This window comes from Pararhodobacter sp., from assembly GCF_034676075.1.
Lineage (GTDB): Bacteria > Pseudomonadota > Alphaproteobacteria > Rhodobacterales > Rhodobacteraceae > Pararhodobacter.
The window spans coordinates 151,201-167,911 of the sequence record NZ_JAUCCQ010000001.1 but is presented as its reverse complement, the minus strand read 5'-3'; the positions used below and the strand labels follow the sequence as shown (position 1 = coordinate 167,911).

Genomic DNA, 16,711 nt, shown 5'->3' with positions numbered 1-16,711 from the left:
ACAGTTTCGCGAAGGGGAGGTAAAGCCCGCTCTCAGCCCTTGCGGCAGGCGCGCAGCACGAGGCCCGCGAATTTCTCGGCCAGGGCCTCGATATCGCCCGCGCGTTGCGGCCCGACCCAGAGGAAGGCGTAGAAATACATGCCCAGCAGGGCCTTCAGCTCGTCGGGATCGACGGCGCGCAGGCGGGCGGTGTCGCGCGCCTCGTTCATCACCCGCTCCCACAGGCGGAAGTAATCGCCGTGCAGCCTGAGGACCGCGCGGCGGTATTCGGGCGAGAGCGCGTGCACCTCGCGGAAGCAGACGGTCATCTCGGCGTTGTCCTGCACGACGGCCTGCATCAGGCCCAGAGACAGCGCGCGGATCCGCTGTTCGGGATCGTCGCTGTCGGCCAGGATCGTCTCGGCCCCGGCCAGAAGGTCGTGCAGATAGACGGTCATGATGTCGAAGAGCAGATCCTCTTTCGACCGGATATGATGATAGAGCGCGCCCTTGCCGTGGTTGGTGGCGCTGCTCAGCTCGGCGGTGCCGACGCTGCCATAGCCCTTCTCGGCGAAAAGCTGGGCGGCGGTCTTCATGATCGCACGCTTGGTGTCGCTGATCGGGCGCTTCTCGGCCGGGGTCTGCATGGGGGCTCTCTCGATTCTCTGCGCCATCCATATCAGTGAGTGACCGGTCGGACCAGTCCGCTCCGATGCCCGGAGGGCCGGGCATCGGAGACTTTCTGTCGCAGGGCCTAGAGAATGAGCGGCAGAAGCGTCACGCCCGCGCCGAAGATGACGAGACCGAAGATCATCATCACGGCGGTATAGCCCAGGATGTCGCCGGCGCGCAGCTTGGTCACGCCCAGCAGCGGCAGCATCCACATCGGCTGCAAGCCGTTGGTCAGCTGGTCGCCATAGCCGAAGGCGATGATGGTCTGGCCCATGTCGGCGCCGATGTTGCGCGCGGCCTCGATCAGGACCGGCCCCTGCACCGCCCATTGGCCGCCGGCCGAGGGCACGAAGAGGTTAACGATGGCCGAGCTGAGCATGGCGAAGAAGGGGAAGGTGAACTCGGTCGAAATCGACACCAGCCCGGCGGCGAAGATGGTAATCAGGCCCGAGCCCGACATGATCCCCATGATCCCGGCGTAGAACGGGAATTGCAGCGCCACCTGACCGCAGGCGCCGATCGCCTTGTCCACCGCCTGCACATAGGCAATCGGCGTGCCATGCGCGGCCATCCCGGCCAGCAGCAGGATGAAGTTCACCATGTTGAGGTTGAGGTCGAAGCCGTTGGTCATGAAATGCCAGACGACATAGCCCAGGCCCACCACGACCACCGCCCAGCTCATCAGATAGGAGCGTTCCATCCGCGCGGCGACGGTGCGGTCGCGTGCGTCGGTCAGGCTGGCGTCCCCGGCCAGCGCGTTCTCGGCCGCCGGGGTCGGCGGTTCGGGATCGACGGTGAGGCGCTCATGCTCCGGCGGCTGCATCGCGGCATAGACGAAAGGGATCACCAGCAGAAAGATCAGCAGCGTCACCAGATTGTAGCCGGTCAGGATCGTGTTCTCGAGGCCGATCAGCCCGATCTCGTCGACCAGGAAGTGCCCGGGCGTGTTGACCAGCAGCGGTGCCGAGGCCGAGAGGCCGCAGTTGAAGACGATGAGCCCGGAAAAGCCCGCGGCGGCGGCCAGCGGGTAATGGACGCGGATCCCGCGCTCCAGGCAGTTCTGGCTGATCTTGCGGGCCGAGATGGCGCCGATGATCAGCCCCAGCCCCCAGCTGACCGCGCCGAAGATCACCGCCAGCGCGGTGATCATGACAATGGCCTGGGTGGCGGTCTTGGGAATCCGGGCAACGCGGTCGATGGCGCGTTCGACCGGCGGCGAGGAGGCCAGCACATAGCCGAAGAGCAGGATGACCGTCATCTGCATGGCGAAGGACAACAGGTTCCAGAAGCCGCCGTACCACATGCCCACCACTTCGGCCGGGCCGGTCGGGGTCAGGGTGATGGCGAGCACGGCGGTGAGGCCGGTCAGGACGATGGCGAAGATGAATGGATTGGGGATGAAGGCGCGCGTGAATGACGAGCACGCGACCCCGAGTCGGTATAGCATGATGGTTCCTCCCTTGGACCCCACGGACCTTGTGGACCGAACGGTCTGACGCACGATACGCGCGGTTTTCCGCCTGCGTCAATTTAAACTGATCGGTCCGGCGTGGTTTCTGGTCTTGTTTCTTGTTGCTTTTGCGGAGATGGCCGTGGATGAGAAGCTATGGGGCGTGGAACGGCCTGACTGAGATGACTTGAAATAAGAAGTTGTAAGTCAATGGATTAGACGGTGGCTCTGTCAGCGCATCTTGCCCCAAGTCCTTCCGAACTGGCGCTGGCCGAAATTTTTTGCTTGCAGAGACGAGTCTGGACCGACTAGTCCATAGTCATCAGGTTGGGAGCCTCGATAGTCTCGGGAGGGGGATGAAATGGACAGATCGGTACTCTGGCGGCCGGATGCTGCGGCCTTGCAGGAAACCGCCCTGGCGCGCTTTGCGCAGGAGAACGGATTCGGGGTCGCCGAGTATGAGGCGCTGCATGGTTGGAGCATCGCCGATCCCGCCGCCTTCTGGTCGCGCCTGTGGGATTTCGCCGGTATCAAGGGCGAAAAGGGCGGCATTGCCCTGCAGCGCGACCCCGCCGCCTGGATGACCGGCGCGCGCTTCTTTCCCGAAGCCCGGCTCAACATGGCCGAGAACCTGCTGGCCCGTGCCGACGCCGCGCAGGCGGTGATCGAGCTGGACGAATCGGGTAACCGCCGGGCGCTCTCGGCCGAGGCGCTGAGGGCCGAGGTGGCGCGGGTCGCCCGCGGCCTGCGTGAGGCCGGCGTGATGAAGGGCGACCGGGTGGCGGCGATCCTGCCCAACCGGATCGACTGCCTGGTCACGCTGCTGGCCTCGCTCGCCATCGGGGCGGTCTGGACCTCGTGCTCGCCGGATTTCGGCGCGGCGGCGATCCTCGACCGGATCGGGCAGGTCCAGCCGAAGGTCCTGTTCGCGCAGACCCGCGTGACCTATGGCGGCAAGAGCGTCGACCTCGGCCACCGGATCGCCGAGATCGCCGGTCAGATCCCCGAGCTGGGCGCGCTGGTGCTGGTCGGTCCCGGGGCCGCGCCGATGGACCGCCCGACGATCCGCTGGGAGGATTTCGGCAGCGCGGGTCCCCTTGAGTTCGAGCCGCTCGCCTTCGACGATCCCTGCTATATCCTCTATACCTCGGGCACGACCGGGGCACCCAAGGCCATCGTCCACCGCACCGGCGGCGTGCTGCTGCAGAAGGTGAAAGAGCATCTGCTGCACGGCGATGTGCGGCCCGGTGACCGCTTCCTGTGGTACACGAACACCGCCTGGATGATGTACCATTGGGTCGTCGCCAGCATGGGCTGCGGTGCGACGCTGGTGCTTTATGACGGGGCGCCGATCCTCAAGCGCGAGGGCCGCTACGATTGCGGCCCGCTCTGGCGCGCGGTCGAGGCCGAGCGGATCACTCATCTCGGCATCAGCCCGAAATACCTGTCCACGCTGATGGAGGAGGGCTATCGCCCGGGCGACGCGCAGGACCTGTCGTCGCTGCGCTGGCTGATGTCGGCGGGCAGCCCGGTCTCGCCCGATCAATACGACTGGATCTATGACGCAGTCGGGCGGCATCCTGGCTTCGCCTCGATCTCGGGCGGGACCGAGATCATGGGCTGCTTCCTGCTGGGCTCGCCGCTGCATCCGGTCAAGCGCGGGCAGCTGACGGTCAAGGCCCTCGGCATGGCGGTCAATGTTCTGGACGAGCGCGGCGCGCCGGTGCGCGGCCGCCCGGGCGAGCTGGTCTGCACCGAGCCCTTCCCCTCGATGCCCGCGACCTTCTGGGGCGAAGGCGGCGCGGCGCGCTACCGCAAGAGCTATTTCGCCGACCGGCCCGAGATCTGGACCCATGGCGACCATGCGACGATGAACATCGACGGCACCGCGGTGATCCATGGCCGCTCGGATTGCACGCTGAACCCGGGTGGGGTGCGGATCGGCACGGCCGATATCTACAACGTCTGCCAGAAATTCCCCGAACTGACCGATGCGCTGGTCTTCGGCCGCGCCGTGCCGGGGGATGAGGAAATCGTCCTCTGCGTCAAGCTGGCCGAGACGGCGGACCTGACGCCCGATCTGGCGAAGGCGATCCGCTCGCGCGTCCGCGCCGAATGTTCGCCCCGCCATGTGCCGGGCGCGATCTATGCGGTGGCCGACATCCCGATGACGGTGAACGGCAAGCGGGTCGAGGGCGCCGCGCGCTCGGTCGTCGCCGGGCAGGTGGTGGCCAATCTCGCCTCGCTCGCCAATGCGGAATGCCTCGCGGAATACGCAGCACTCTCGGAAAGGGCCGCGCTATGAGGCCGCATGCCGCACTGATCGGCGTGGGCTCGCTGGCCCCGCAACGACGGACCGAGGGCGCCTCGACCCTTGGCATGCTGGCCCGTGCCGCCAAGGCGGCGCTGGACGATGCCGGGCTGGAGAAATCGGCGATCGACGGGCTGCTGGTCGGCCCGCAGGTCGGCGAGACGCCGCAGCACGTGCCGGCGACCGTGGCCGAATATCTGGGCCTGCAACCGGTCATGGGCAATGTCGTCGATCTGGGCGGGGCCTCGGGTCCCGGGATGATCTGGCGGGCGGCGGCGGCGATTCAGGCGGGGATGTGCGAGACGGTGCTCTGCGTCATCGGCAACCACCGCAACCCTGAGGCACCGCGCAGCCCCAACCGCAATCCGATCCGCGAATTCGACGTGCCCTTCGGGGCCTCGGGCGCGAATATCTCCTATGCGCTGCTGAAACAGGCGCATATGGCGCGCTATGGCAGCACGGACGAGGATTTCGCCCTGATCGCCCATTGGGCGCGGGCCAATGCCCAGCGGATGCCGGGGGCGATCTTTCACGGCCAGCCCGCGAGTGTCGAGCAGGTTCTGGCCTCGCCCATGGTGGCGAGCCCGCTGCACCTGTTCGAGATCGTCATGCCGGTCGCCGGGGCCGAGGCGGTGATCGTCACCTCCGCCGCCCGGGCGAAGGGCCGGCGCGCGGCCTATCTGCTGGGCGCGGGCGAGAAGATCACCCACCGCGCCGTCAGCCAGGCACCGGATCTGACCTCGGGGCCGCTGAAACCGTCGATGGCGCGGGCTTTCGCGCAATCGGGGCTGAGCGTCGAACGGATGTCGCTGCTCTCGCTCTATGATTGCTACACGATCATGGTGGCGACGACGCTGGAAGACAGCGGGATCTGCCCGCCCGGTCAGTTCGGCGCCTTCATGCGGGCGCATGAATTCGGGCCCGAGGGGGATTGGCCGCTGAACACCCATGGCGGGCAATTGGGCTATGGCCAGCCGGATCTGGCGGGCGGCATGACCCATGTGACCGAGGCCGTCCGGCAGCTGCGTGGCAGCGCCGAGGGGCGGCAGATCCCGAACGCCGAATTCGCGCTGGTCACGGGCAACGGGGCCACCATGTCCGAAGCCGTGGCGCTTGTCCTGGGAGCCGAGCCATGACCGACCTCTCCACCCTCAAGGTCCCCGGACCGACGGCGATTGCGCTGACGCAGCCCTTCTGGGACGCGGCGGCCGAGGGGCGGCTGGTGATCCCGCATTGCCGTGCCTGCGATCAATCCTTCTTCTACCCGCGCGAGATCTGCCCGCATTGCTGGGCCGATGCCTGGGACTGGCGGCAGGCCAGCGGGCAGGGCCGGCTGACGAGCTTCAGCAGGGTCTGGAAACCCGGCCATCCCGGCTGGGCCCCCGCCGCGCCCTATGCCGTGGGGCTGGTCGCGCTGGCCGAGGGGCCGGTGATGCTGAGCCATATCCTGAGCCCTGAGCCCGCGGTCGGCATGGCCCTGACGCTGGCCCCCACCGACATTGGCGGACGGGTCCTGCCCGCCTTCCGCCCCGCCTGAAACTGACTGCCAAGGAGCACGCTATGACCACGAAAAACGGCTGGACCGGCACGATCAACGGAATGCCCCGGGTGGGACAGGCGGCCGAGCGCAGCCGCACCACCTCGATGGCGGATATCGAGGCTTTCACTGCGATGACCGGCGACCGCAACCCGGTGCATTACGACGAGGCGCTGGCCCGCAAGACCGCCTTCGGCAAGCTGATCGTGCAGGGCGGTGTGACCACCGGCATCGTCAACGCCGTGGTGGCCGAGGATCTGCCGGGGCCGGGGACGGTGTTCCTGAACACCAACCTCAACTTCCGCAAGGCCGTGGGCGTCGGCGAGACGATCACCGGCCGGGTCGAGGTGCTGACGGTGCGCGAGGACAAGCCGCTTTGCACGCTCAAGGTCAGCGTCACCGACAGCACCGGCGCAATCTGCGTCGAGGGCGAGGCGACGACCTTCACCATGCCGCTCGAAGGGCTCTGAGATGATCCCCGTCCCGCAGGCCGAGGGCCGCTGGCGCATGCTGGCCGTGCTCTGTCTGGGGGTGGCGGGGGTGCTGGCGACCTGGTTCTCGGCCACGGCGATCCTGCCGGAACTGGTCACGCTCTGGGATCTGGACGCCGCGCGGACGTCGTGGCTGACCAATGCGGTACAGCTGGGGTTCGTCGTGGGGGCCATCGGCGCCTCGCTGGTCAATCTGCCCGATATCGTGCCGATGCCCCGGCTGATGTCGGTGTCGGCGGGGTTGGCGGCGATGGCGAATGCGGCGCTGCTGGTGGTCGGGCCGGACGGCGCGATCCTGGCGCGTTTCGTGACCGGCGTGGCGCTGGCCGGGGTCTATCCGCCCGCCATGAAGCTGATGGCGACATGGTTCGTGCGGGGGCGGGGGCTGGCCTTGGGCCTTCTGATCGGCGCGCTGACGCTGGGTTCCTCGATGCCGCATCTGGTGCGCGCGCTGGCCGAGGGGATCGACTGGCGGCTGGTGGTCTGGGTCACCTCGGGCACGGCGCTGGCTGCGGCGCTGGTGTTCGCCACCGTGGTACGCGAAGGACCCTCGCCCTTCGGCCGCGCCACCTTCGACCCCCGGCAATCGCTCAGCGTCTTCACCAACCGGCCGCTGTTTCTGGCGAACCTCGGCTATTTCGGCCATATGTGGGAACTCTATGCCCTCTGGGCCTGGATCCTCGCCTTCGCCGCCGCGGCCGAGGTCGGGATGCAGCCCTTTCCCTTCGGCTCGGCCTCGATGCTCAGCTTCGTTGTCGTGGCCTCGGGCGCGGTCGGCTGCCTGTTGGGCGGCTGGCTGTCGGACCGGATCGGGCGCTGCCTGACCTGCGCCGGGATGATGCTGATCTCGGGCGGCTGCGCGGCGATGATCGGCTTCTTCTTCGACGGCCCGCCGCTGGTGCTGGCGCTGATCGCGCTGCTGTGGGGCATCACGGTGATCGGCGACAGCGCGCAGTTCTCGGCCGCGGTCACCGAACTGGCCGAGGGCGCCTTTGTCGGCACGGCGCTGGCCTTGCAGATGGGTCTGGGCTTCGGCCTGACCGTGGTGGCGATCTGGGCGCTGCCGCATTTCGCCGAGTGGATCGGCGGCTGGCGATGGGCCTTCCTGTTCCTGGTGCCGGGACCGCTGATCGGCGCCGGGGCCATGCTGGCCCTGCGCCGATTGCCCGAGGCGACGCGGCTGGCCCAGGGCGCGCGCTGAGCCTCGCGCGCCCCTTGCCGGTCACTTCCGCGGCGGGGCGCGGTCGATCAGGCGCAGCGTCGGCGCCATGGCGTCGGCCGCCTGTGCGGTGGCGGAGGAGGCATCCAGCCACTGGCACAGCTGACCCGCCGCCGTCTCCTGGCAGGGGCCGTTGGCCATCAGCCATTGATGCGGGTTGAGATGCAGCGAAGCCCCGCCGGGCCCGTGGAAATCGACCCGCGGGAAATCCAGCGGATGGGCGCCCACGGTGGCGCTGGTCCAGGTGGGGGGTTCCATCCACCAGCCCTGCCGCAGGGTCACCGCCAGCCCGTCCACGGCAACCGGGCACACGGCTGTCGCGCAGGCTGACCCGGCGTCGAAGGTGGTCTGAGTCTGGGGCTCGGGCTCGGCCGTCACGGGCAGGGTGATGTCCGCCATCTGCCCGGGCGCCAGCGTCACGATGGCCGAGAAGGTCACCTCGCCCGGCACATGGGCGGTGATGCGCCAGCGCCCGGGTTCGAACTCGCCGCGGATGGTCGGGCCGGTCTCCATCGGTGCCCAGGCCTCTGGGCTCATCGCGGGATCAAGCGGCACGCCCTCCCACGAGACCGGCAGGTTGGGCACGCCGGGGGGCAGCCGGAAGGTGGCGCTGGCTGCTGGCTGGTACTGCGCGGGATAGAGGCTGACGCCCGCAGGCGCCACGCCGCGGAGCGGCTCGGCCGCGGCGGAGAGGGGCAGCAAGGCGGCCAGCATCAGACCGGTGGCCATGGGGGCAAGGGATCGGGTCATGAAAAATTCCTTCCGTCTCAAAAAAAAACGCTCGCCGGGGGCGGGGGCGTGACGAAGGAATAGGCGTTTCGCGCGGTGCCTGTCTTGACACCTGCGTGATCGGGGTGGGTGTGGCAGCCCGTCAGACGCCCTCGCTTTCGGCGCGGGCGAGCGTCAGGACCATGACCTGACCGGCCTGATCGTCCTGCTCGCGGGCCAGCGCCCGGCGCAGATGGGGCAGGGCGGCGCGCCGGTCCAGCGCGTCAAGTGCCATGGCGACATGGATCCGGGTACGCCATTCGGGGCTTTTCAACCCGGCGGCCACGGCCTCGAAATGGCAACCGGGCACCCGGCAGAGGACGCCGTGCAGCAGGTCCTGCACCCGGAGGAGTTCGTTCAGCGCGGTGCGGTCCCAATCCTGCACGGCGCGCCGTTCCTGGGCGAGGTCATCGAGCCAGGCGATGGCCGCCGCGATCTCTTCCTCGCCGCATTGCGCACCGATGGCGGCGACCCGCGCCTCGGGCACCCGGCTCAGGGGTTTGAGGTCGCGCAGAGCCCGGTGAACCAGCGCGGCAAGGGCAGAGACGGGTTGCGGGATCGGGTCCGCGGCCTGGTGGTGCATCTGTTGGATCATGCTCTGGCCCCCCGTCGACCCTCTGATACGCGCTCTTGGCACCCGGTGATGTGCCGTACGGGGCGCGAGACTACGCCTCCAGCGCGCCCGCGCACCCCCCCGTTCAGGGGGGCTGAGGACTTGGGATCTGGTGCGGAGGCCGGACATATGGTCCAGTTCCCGGGTGCCAGACCGAACCGGCGCCCCCCTGTTCAGGGGGGCCACGGCGGGCCGGACGGCACCTAGATGTCGAGGGATGATGACGGCGATGCAAGACCGGCGCTCTGACCGAAGGATGCCGACCCCGGGCAGGCCTGCGGCACTGTCGCGTCGGCTGGCACCCAGTCTGGCCCTCTTTGCTGCTGTCGCGCTGAGCGTCCTTTTCGCCGGGGTGATGCTGGGCCTCGCGACCAGCCGTCCCTGGTTGGGCCTGTCGCTGAGCCCTGTCCCGCCGGTCGCCAAGGCTGGCGAGGACGGCGCGCTCTGGCTGACAGCGGCCGAAGGCCCGGCGGCACGGGCAGGCGTTCCATCCACCGCGGCCCGGGTGTTGAGCATCGCCGGTGCCGGAGGCGCTGTCACCCTGACCGGGGCCGACCTGATCGAGGAGCCCGACGCGCTGCCAAGCTACGCCGCCATGACTGAATATTTCGCGCGTCAGGACCGGATCGCGGCGCTGATGCACGAACCTGTCGAACTCGGGCTGGCCGAACCCGGTGAGGACGAAGCCGAGGCCGCAGCACCCCCGACCCCTTACCGGATCACGCCCGAGGCGCGGCGCCCCCTGACCAGCCTGCCCGTCGCCTTCTGGATGCAGATCGGCGTCGGTCTGGCAGGGTTCTGGATCGGCGTCTGGATCTGGGCGCTGCGCCGGGGCGATTGGGCGGCGCGGTTCCTGGCACTCGCGGGGGCGGGGCTGATGATCTCGGCCTTTCCCGCCGCGGTCTATTCGACGCGGGAGCTGGCGCTGCCCGATCCGCTGTTCCGGGCCCTGTCGTCGCTGAACGCCACCGGTTCGCTGACCTTCGGCGTCGGCATGATCGGCCTCTTCCTGATCTATCCGCGCCGTCTGGTCCGGGATCGGTTTCTGCTGTTGCCGGCGCTCGTGCTGGGCCTGTGGCGGTTGGCCGATGCCCTGGAATGGGCGCAGGGACCTGCCTTGGGCCGGCATCTGGCGATCCTGACCGCGATGCTGGTCATCGTCGCTCTGGTCGGCCTGCAATTCCGCGCCACCAAGGGAGATCCGCGCGACCGGGCCGCGCTGACCTGGCTGGGCCTGGCGGTGATCGTCGGCGCGGGAACCTTCGTGGCGACGGTGATCCTGCCGGTTGCCTTCGGTGTCGACGCCTTGCTGTCGCAGGGACAGGCCTTCCTGTTCTTCCTGCTGATCTATGGCGGGGTGGCGCTGGGGGTCGCCCGCTACCGGCTGTTCCAGCTTGATGACTGGGCATTCCGGATCCTTTTCTACGTGGTGGGCGTGCTGCTGCTGCTGGTGCTTGACGCCCTGCTGATCGTCACCGTCATCGACGAACGCGCCCCGGCCTTTGCCCTGTCGCTGCTGGTGGTCGGGCTCGTCTGGCTGCCGTTGCGGGACATGCTGGCCCGGCTGGTGCTGCGGCGGACCGATCCCGTGCAGGGCGCGCTGTTCCGGCAGGTGATGGACGTGGCGCTGACCCCGCCCGGCCGCGACCAGCGCGCGCGCTGGGGCGCGCTGCTGGAGGGGCTCTTCCATCCCCTCACCCTGACCCCGCAGGAGGAAGCCGCGCAATCGGCCATCACCGACGAGGGGGTCGGTCTGGTGGTGGGCGGTGCGGGCGGTCTGCCCGGCTACCGGCTGGAATACGCGGGGCAGGGCCGCAAGCTTTTCGCGCCCGCCGATGTGGCGCTGGCCGACGAATTGCGGGCGATGCTGACCAACGCGCTAGAAAGCCGCGCGGCCTATGAAAAGGGCGTGGCCGAGGAACGGCTGCGCATCGCCCGCGATATCCACGACAATATCGGTGTCCAGCTGATGGGCGCGCTGCACAGCCACGAGGCCCGTCGCAAGGACCAGCTGATCCGCGAAACGCTGACTGACCTTCGGGATATCGTGAACAATGCCAGCAACCCGGATCTGTCCTTCGAGGAATTGCTGGCCGATCTGCGCGCGCAGATCTCCGAGCATGTCTTCGCCGCCGGGGTGCGGATGGACTGGCGGGCCGAAGGGGGCGATGCGGTGATCCTGCCGCTGGCCAAGGCCCATACCCTGCGCTCGGTGGTGCGCGAGGCGGTGCAGAACGCGCTGAAACATGCCGAACCCGGGCTGGTTCGCATCGTCATCCGGCTGGGCGCGGACATGATCGACGTCAGGGTCGAGGACGACGGCAAGGGGTTCGACGTGGCAACCGAGCATCGCGGCAACGGGCTGGAGAATATGCGCGCCCGGGTCACCAGCCTGGGCGGGCATTTCTCGCTGGTCAGCGGCGCGGCGGGCACGCGGATCGAGGCGCAATTTCCCTATGAAGCCGGGCGGGTGCGGTGATGACACGGGTGTTGATCGTCGAGGATCTGAGCGAGACGCGCCGCTGGCTGGCCGAGATCGTCACCACCGCCTTTCCCGGCTGCGAGATCCACGAGGCCGCCAGCATGCGCGCGGGCATCGGCCAGGTGGCGGCGCGGGATTTCGACGTGGCGTTGATCGACCTCGGCCTGCCGGATGGCTCGGGCCTCGATGTCCTGCGCAACCTGCGCCTTCTGCGGCCGCAGACGATCTGCGTCGTGACCACGGTGATGGGGGACGATGCTTCGATCGTCGGGGCGCTCTCGGCCGGGGCGCAGGGGTATCTGCTGAAGGAGCAACCGCAGGACCTGCTGACCCGGCAACTGCGGCAGACGGCCGAGGGGATCCCGGCGCTGTCGCCCTCGGTGGCGCGGCGGATCATGGAGCATTTCCGCCGCACCGGCCCTGCCGCGCCCGACGACGACCTGACCGCGCGTGAGCGCGAGGTGCTGGGCCTGATCGGCCGTGGCCTGCGCAATGGCGAGGTGGCGGCGCAGCTGTCCATCGCCGAGACCACGGTCGCGGGCTATATCAAGTCGATCTACCGCAAACTGGGCATCTCCTCGCGCGCCGAAGCCTCGTGGCACGCCGCCCGACTGGGGCTGAGCGACGATCTGACGGGGAACCGTCGGTAATTGGTGGCTTTGGCCGGTGATGCTGCGGGGCAGGCGCCCAAGCGAGGACGTCGCGCCGGCGGTTGCATCGGAGGAGGCTGAGCCGAGGGAATACCATGCTTGCCTCCGTCCCGAACGCCGCGCCCCTCAGCCGCGCGCGCCCCCGCCGGGGAGAAGCGTGAGCGCCGGTTCCCCCGACCCGCCGAAGGCCCAGGCCTAAGGGTCTTCGGCACCGCGCCTTCCCTCACCCCATCCCCGCCAGCGCCCTCCTCAGATAGGCCAGCGACTGCGCCACCGCCTCCTCCTCCGTGCCATTCCCGGGGGCGAGGTAGTCGATCTCGACCGCGAGGATGCCGCGATAGCCTGCCTTGCGCAGCTCCTCCAGGATCAGGGGCATCTTCAGCAGCCCCTCGCCGACCGGGACCGAGGGCCAGAAGGCGATGGTCTGCGGGTCGCCGCCCATCGCCCGGACATCCTTGATATGCGTGGCGCGGGCGTAGGGGGCGAGTTTGCGGGCGACCACGTGCGGGTCTTCATACAGGCGCAGGTTGTTGGCGGTGTCGAAGCACAGGCCGAGGTGGTCGGAGCCGATGCTCTCGATCAGGTCGATCACCTCATCGGCGTAAAGGTCGATGTGGTTTTCCAGCGCCAGGGTTATGCCGAGCGCCCTTGCCTCGGCCTCGAAACGGGCGAGGAGCGGCAGCAGCGCCTCGCGCTGGTCGGCCCAGGTGCCGAAGCGCGTACCCCGTCCGCCGGTGCAGATCCGCATGACGCGCGCGCCCACGGCGGCCGCGTCCTGAAGGCTGGCGATCCCCTCCGCCAGCGCCTCGGGTGCCTGACCGGAGTGCAGGCCGCGCGGATGGCCCCAGGCCCAGACCCTGTCGATCCCGCCCTGATCGAGGCGGGCGGCCAGCGCCCGGGTCAGATCGCGGTCGCCGACCGGCAGGAAGCAGCTTTCGAGCGAGACCGCCTCGGCCTCCAGCTGCCGGGCTTTGTCGAGGAAGTCCCAGACGCTCCAGCGGGCTGCGGGCAGCGCCTCAAGCCCGGGATAGGCTTCGCCGAAATAGCGGTGGAAGGAATAGGAATCGATACCGAGTTTCAAGGGAATTGCCCCGATTTCAACGATGTGGAATGTTCGGATTGCTCAGGCGGCGCTTGCAGAATATACTGGTTCGTATATTTTGATCGGCGCCACGACCGGCCCGCCAGGATGGACAATGTGATGTCGGAAGCCGCCGCGACCGCGAAGAAGAACGCGCGCGCCAAGCGCAAGAACGACCCCGAAGCGGTGCGGCAGGACCTGTTGCAGGTCGCGATCCAGGAATTCGCCGAGCATGGCCTGGCCGGGGCGCGCGTCGATCGCATCGCCGCCAACAGCCGCGCCAGCAAGATGATGCTGTACTACTACTTCGACAACAAGGAAGGGCTCTACATCGCGGCGCTGGAGCAGAGCTACATCCAGATCCGCGAGGCCGAGCGCGACCTCGATGTCGACAACCTGCCGCCGCTCGAGGCGCTGCGCAGCTTCATCCGCTTCACCTTCGAGCGCCACCAGAAGAACCCGGAATACGTCCGCCTCGTGGTGAACGAGAATCTCGCCTTTGGCGAGCACATCCGCAAATCCGAGAAACTGCGCAACCTCAATGCCTTCGCCATGGAGAAGGTCAAGTCGATCTTCGCCCGGGGGGTGGCCGATGGCACGCTGCGGCCCGGCATCGACCCCACGCATTTCTTCATGACGGTGGGTGCGCTCAGCTTCTACCAGGTGTCGAACAAATACACCTTCGCCTCGGTGTTCGAGGTCGACATGGACACCCAGGCCGCGCTGGACGAGCGGCTGCACCAGATCACCGAGCTTCTGGTGCACGGGGTTAGCCGGCGGCCGGAAGACTGACATCCTCACGGCCCCGGCGCCTCGTCCACGAAGTCGAGGATGGTGCGCAGCTGGGCCTGATACATCGCATGACCATCGACGGTGAGGAGCCCCGCGGCCCGTCCCATACCGATCATCATGCTGGTGCCCCGGGGCGTGGTCACGTCCGCAAGGCAGCGCGCCCCCAGGATCTCGGCCTCGGTGGCGGGCAGGGGATCCTGCGGGTCGAGGCCGAGGGGCGTCGCATTCACCACCAGATCGGGGGTGCCAGCGGGATCCAGCGGCGGGAAATGCTGGCGCAGCAGTCGGGTCAGGTCGGCGGCGCGCTGGGGGTCGGTGTCGCGGACCCTGAGCCCCGCCACCCCCGCCGCTGCCAGCGACAGTGCGATGGGCTTGCCGACGCCCCCTGCGCCGACCAGCAGAACACGGGCGCCGCGCAGGTCGAAGCCCGCGGCGCGGATCGCCTGCACCATCGCCTCGCCGTCGAAATTGTCACCGTACCAGCCACCGTCCGGCAGGCGCCGCAGCACATTGACGGCGCCGCAGCGACGGGCGGCGTCGCTCAGCTCGCGGGCGATCTCCCGCGCCTCGATTTTGTGGGGCACGGTGACGATCAGCCCGCCGAGGTTCTCGACCGGCCAGAGCGCACGGGCGAGCGTTCCCAGCGCACCAGGCGGCACAGAGAGCGGCAGGACCGTGGCATCCTGGCCCCGCTCGGCGAAGAGCCGGGTCATGGCGGTGGGCGATTTCGCCTGCACGGTCGGCTGGCCGATCAGGAAGTGCACGCGGGTGGCGCCGGTGGGGAAGGCGGCGTTCATCGCATCGCTCCGACCAGACCCATGGCGACCTGCGGGAAGGCGATGACCAGCCCCAGCACCACCAGCATGGAGACGATGAAGGGAAGGACGCCGATGACGATGTCGGTCATCTTCCCGGCCTCGGCCCCATAGAGCCTGTGGCGCACCCCCTGCAGCACGAAGAGGTTCATGCCGATGGGCGGGGTGATCAGTCCCAGCTCGATCAGGATGACGACGATGATCCCGAACCACACCAGGTCGATGCCCTGCGCCTGCAACAGCGGCAGGAAGATCGGCACCACGGCCACGACGATCGGCAGCCCGTCCATGACCATGCCCAGCAGGATGAAGACCACGCAGATCACCAGAATAAGCTCGGTGCTGCTGAGCCCGAAGGACAGGATGGATTGCGACAATGCCCGCGGCACGCCGATGAACGACAGGACGAATTGCAGAAGGAAGGCTGCGTTCACCACGAAGAGGATCATGCCCGTGGTCATCGCCGTGCTGAGCAGCGCCTCTTTCAGCATCGGCCAGCTTAACCGGCGCTTGGCCAGCGCCACGACCAGCGCCCCGGTCGCGCCATAGGCGGCGGCCTCGGTCGCGGTGGCGACGCCCAGATAGATCGTGCCGATCACCAGCCCGATCAGCAGGGCGATGGGAATGATGTTGACGAGGCCCGCCAGCTTCTCGCGCAGGGAATAGCGCTGGATCGCCTGCTCGCCCCGGGGGCCGAACAGCGACAGGATCAGGATCGCGGCGATGAAGCCGACCATCATCAGGATCCCCGGCACGATCCCGGCGATATAGAGATCGCCGATCGAGACCTGCGCCACGAGGCCGTAGACGATCATGATCAGCGAGGGCGGGATCAGGATCCCCAGCGTGCCCCCGGCGGCGATCGAGCCCAAGGTGATCCGCTCGTTGTAGCCGTGCTGCTTCATGGTCGGCAGCGCGACGGCGCCGATGGTGGTGGCCGTGGCGAGCGACGAGCCCGAGACGGCGGCAAAGACACCGCTGGCGAGGATGTTGCTGTGCAAAAGACCCCCGGGCAGGCGGCCGACCAGCCGCGACAGCGCGGCGTAAAGGTCGTCGGTCAGACCGCTGCGCAGCAGCAGCTCGCCCATCAGCACGAAGAGCGGCACGACGGTCATCGTCACGCTGGAATTGGTGGTCCAGGGGATCTGGCCGAAGAAATCCCAGACCGGGCCGATATAGATCAGACCGGCGATCAGGGCCGTCAGGCCGAGCGCGGTGCCGACATGCAGGCTCGCGGCAAAGCCGAGGCCCAGCAGCAGCAGGATCAGAAGGACGGGACCGATCATGCGGTTTCCTCCGGGCTCGGGGCGACCAGCGCCAGGGCGAGAGCAGCCAGGCCGTAGAGCACCAGCGCGCTGTAGCCGATCGCGGTGACGCCCTGCGGCCAGGCCAGGCGGAGCGTCACCAGCGATTGCGGCACATAGGCGCCGATGGACCAGCTTTCGAACGTGACGAGCCAGGCCCGCCAGCAGAGCACGCCGGAAAAGACGGTGGTGGTCAGCAGCGCGAGGAAGGCGGAGAGCCGGGTCATGCGTCGCCCGTAGAGGCTTTGCAGCACGTCGATGCGGACATGCGCCCCACCGGCGAGGGCCTGAGCCAGGCTCCAGGTCGCGCCGAAGGCCATGACGAAGGCGGCGAGCGTGTCGGTGATGCCGCTGAACGGCCCGCCCAGCTTGCGGCTGGTCACGTCGAGGGTGGTGAAGATGGCCAGCAGCAGGAAAGCCAGCCCGCTGGCGATGGCCATGCCCTCGCTCAGTCGGCGGAGCGCGCGTTCGGTCGCCTGGATCATGATATGCCTTGGTTCGGGGTGACAGCGGGGGGCGACGAGCTGGCCGCCGCCCCGCCTGGCGG

Annotated in this window: 16 protein-coding genes; 8 read left to right on the top strand and 8 right to left on the bottom strand. The window is 68.4% G+C overall.

Annotated features, from left to right (window positions below):
- Positions 1-32: 32 nt before the first annotated feature.
- The gene (locus VDQ18_RS00815) at positions 33-626 is read right to left on the bottom strand and encodes a TetR/AcrR family transcriptional regulator (protein WP_323019139.1); all 594 of its coding nucleotides are present in this window, start codon (positions 624-626) and stop codon (positions 33-35) included.
- Positions 627-733: 107 nt separating this feature from the next.
- Complete coding sequence (locus tag VDQ18_RS00810) at positions 734-2,098, bottom strand: short-chain fatty acid transporter (RefSeq protein ID WP_323019138.1); 1,365 nt, start codon at positions 2,096-2,098, stop codon at positions 734-736.
- A 364-nt stretch (positions 2,099-2,462) separates the two neighbouring features.
- Between VDQ18_RS00810 and VDQ18_RS00805 the strand changes: the two genes are divergently transcribed.
- The 5 genes from VDQ18_RS00805 to VDQ18_RS00785 are packed head-to-tail and all read left to right on the top strand — an operon-like array spanning position 2,463 to position 7,641.
- Positions 2,463-4,406 carry an acetoacetate--CoA ligase gene (locus VDQ18_RS00805; protein WP_323019137.1) on the top strand — a complete coding sequence of 648 codons (1,944 nt, stop codon included), beginning with the start codon at positions 2,463-2,465 and terminating at the stop codon, positions 4,404-4,406.
- The gene (locus VDQ18_RS00800) at positions 4,403-5,548 is read left to right on the top strand and encodes a thiolase family protein (RefSeq protein WP_323019136.1); all 1,146 of its coding nucleotides are present in this window, start codon (positions 4,403-4,405) and stop codon (positions 5,546-5,548) included. The genes VDQ18_RS00805 and VDQ18_RS00800 overlap by 4 nt, the downstream gene beginning before the upstream one ends.
- Complete coding sequence (locus VDQ18_RS00795; protein WP_323019135.1) at positions 5,545-5,949, top strand: Zn-ribbon domain-containing OB-fold protein; 405 nt, start codon at positions 5,545-5,547, stop codon at positions 5,947-5,949. Before VDQ18_RS00800 ends, VDQ18_RS00795 begins: the two co-directional genes overlap by 4 nt.
- Before the next feature lie 23 nt (positions 5,950-5,972).
- Positions 5,973-6,419 carry a MaoC family dehydratase gene (locus VDQ18_RS00790; RefSeq protein ID WP_323019134.1) on the top strand — a complete coding sequence of 149 codons (447 nt, stop codon included), beginning with the start codon at positions 5,973-5,975 and terminating at the stop codon, positions 6,417-6,419.
- 1 nt (position 6,420) lies between these two features.
- Positions 6,421-7,641, top strand: coding sequence for an MFS transporter (locus VDQ18_RS00785; protein ID WP_323019133.1), 1,221 nt, complete (start codon positions 6,421-6,423; stop codon positions 7,639-7,641).
- A gap of 21 nt (positions 7,642-7,662) precedes the next feature.
- Here VDQ18_RS00785 and VDQ18_RS00780 read toward each other — a convergent pair whose 3' ends face one another.
- Together VDQ18_RS00780 and VDQ18_RS00775 are read right to left on the bottom strand one after the other, a co-directional pair.
- Positions 7,663-8,409 (bottom strand): hypothetical protein, encoded by a 747-nt coding sequence (locus tag VDQ18_RS00780; RefSeq protein ID WP_323019132.1) that lies wholly within the window; start codon positions 8,407-8,409, stop codon positions 7,663-7,665.
- A 121-nt stretch (positions 8,410-8,530) separates the two neighbouring features.
- Complete coding sequence (locus VDQ18_RS00775; protein WP_323019131.1) at positions 8,531-9,022, bottom strand: hypothetical protein; 492 nt, start codon at positions 9,020-9,022, stop codon at positions 8,531-8,533.
- 274 nt (positions 9,023-9,296) lie between these two features.
- Here VDQ18_RS00775 and VDQ18_RS00770 point away from each other — a divergent pair, with 274 nt between their 5' ends.
- Together VDQ18_RS00770 and VDQ18_RS00765 are read left to right on the top strand one after the other, a co-directional pair.
- Positions 9,297-11,519, top strand: coding sequence for a sensor histidine kinase (locus tag VDQ18_RS00770; RefSeq protein ID WP_323019130.1), 2,223 nt, complete (start codon positions 9,297-9,299; stop codon positions 11,517-11,519).
- Positions 11,519-12,172 carry a response regulator transcription factor gene (locus tag VDQ18_RS00765; RefSeq protein ID WP_323019129.1) on the top strand — a complete coding sequence of 218 codons (654 nt, stop codon included), beginning with the start codon at positions 11,519-11,521 and terminating at the stop codon, positions 12,170-12,172. Before VDQ18_RS00770 ends, VDQ18_RS00765 begins: the two co-directional genes overlap by 1 nt.
- Before the next feature lie 223 nt (positions 12,173-12,395).
- Here VDQ18_RS00765 and VDQ18_RS00760 read toward each other — a convergent pair whose 3' ends face one another.
- Entirely contained in the window at positions 12,396-13,253 is an 858-nt protein-coding gene (locus VDQ18_RS00760) for a sugar phosphate isomerase/epimerase family protein (RefSeq protein ID WP_323019128.1), read from the bottom strand.
- A gap of 120 nt (positions 13,254-13,373) precedes the next feature.
- Between VDQ18_RS00760 and VDQ18_RS00755 the strand changes: the two genes are divergently transcribed.
- Complete coding sequence (locus VDQ18_RS00755) at positions 13,374-14,045, top strand: TetR family transcriptional regulator (RefSeq protein ID WP_323019127.1); 672 nt, start codon at positions 13,374-13,376, stop codon at positions 14,043-14,045.
- A gap of 5 nt (positions 14,046-14,050) precedes the next feature.
- On the opposite strand, the gene VDQ18_RS00750 is transcribed toward VDQ18_RS00755, so the two are convergent.
- From VDQ18_RS00750 to VDQ18_RS00740, 3 genes are read right to left on the bottom strand one after another with little or no spacing between them, the layout of a single operon-like run.
- Positions 14,051-14,842, bottom strand: coding sequence for a shikimate dehydrogenase family protein (locus VDQ18_RS00750; RefSeq protein ID WP_323019126.1), 792 nt, complete (start codon positions 14,840-14,842; stop codon positions 14,051-14,053).
- Entirely contained in the window at positions 14,839-16,146 is a 1,308-nt protein-coding gene (locus VDQ18_RS00745; RefSeq protein WP_323019125.1) for a TRAP transporter large permease, read from the bottom strand. Before VDQ18_RS00745 ends, VDQ18_RS00750 begins: the two co-directional genes overlap by 4 nt.
- Entirely contained in the window at positions 16,143-16,649 is a 507-nt protein-coding gene (locus tag VDQ18_RS00740) for a TRAP transporter small permease (protein ID WP_323019124.1), read from the bottom strand. The genes VDQ18_RS00745 and VDQ18_RS00740 overlap by 4 nt, the downstream gene beginning before the upstream one ends.
- Positions 16,650-16,711: the final 62 nt, after the last annotated feature.

Bases quoted from the DNA above. Each gene is read 5' to 3' on its own strand.
- VDQ18_RS00815 (WP_323019139.1), bottom strand. From the start codon at position 626: ATGCAGACCCCGGCCGAGAAGCGCCCGATCAGCGACACCAAGCGTGCG.
- VDQ18_RS00810 (WP_323019138.1), bottom strand. From the start codon at position 2,098: ATGCTATACCGACTCGGGGTCGCGTGCTCGTCATTCACGCGCGCCTTC.
- VDQ18_RS00805 (WP_323019137.1), top strand. From the start codon at position 2,463: ATGGACAGATCGGTACTCTGGCGGCCGGATGCTGCGGCCTTGCAGGAA.
- VDQ18_RS00800 (WP_323019136.1), top strand. From the start codon at position 4,403: ATGAGGCCGCATGCCGCACTGATCGGCGTGGGCTCGCTGGCCCCGCAA.
- VDQ18_RS00795 (WP_323019135.1), top strand. From the start codon at position 5,545: ATGACCGACCTCTCCACCCTCAAGGTCCCCGGACCGACGGCGATTGCG.
- VDQ18_RS00790 (WP_323019134.1), top strand. From the start codon at position 5,973: ATGACCACGAAAAACGGCTGGACCGGCACGATCAACGGAATGCCCCGG.
- VDQ18_RS00785 (WP_323019133.1), top strand. From the start codon at position 6,421: ATGATCCCCGTCCCGCAGGCCGAGGGCCGCTGGCGCATGCTGGCCGTG.
- VDQ18_RS00780 (WP_323019132.1), bottom strand. From the start codon at position 8,409: ATGACCCGATCCCTTGCCCCCATGGCCACCGGTCTGATGCTGGCCGCC.
- VDQ18_RS00775 (WP_323019131.1), bottom strand. From the start codon at position 9,022: ATGATCCAACAGATGCACCACCAGGCCGCGGACCCGATCCCGCAACCC.
- VDQ18_RS00770 (WP_323019130.1), top strand. From the start codon at position 9,297: ATGCCGACCCCGGGCAGGCCTGCGGCACTGTCGCGTCGGCTGGCACCC.
- VDQ18_RS00765 (WP_323019129.1), top strand. From the start codon at position 11,519: ATGACACGGGTGTTGATCGTCGAGGATCTGAGCGAGACGCGCCGCTGG.
- VDQ18_RS00755 (WP_323019127.1), top strand. From the start codon at position 13,374: ATGTCGGAAGCCGCCGCGACCGCGAAGAAGAACGCGCGCGCCAAGCGC.
- VDQ18_RS00750 (WP_323019126.1), bottom strand. From the start codon at position 14,842: ATGAACGCCGCCTTCCCCACCGGCGCCACCCGCGTGCACTTCCTGATC.
- VDQ18_RS00745 (WP_323019125.1), bottom strand. From the start codon at position 16,146: ATGATCGGTCCCGTCCTTCTGATCCTGCTGCTGCTGGGCCTCGGCTTT.
- VDQ18_RS00740 (WP_323019124.1), bottom strand. From the start codon at position 16,649: ATGATCCAGGCGACCGAACGCGCGCTCCGCCGACTGAGCGAGGGCATG.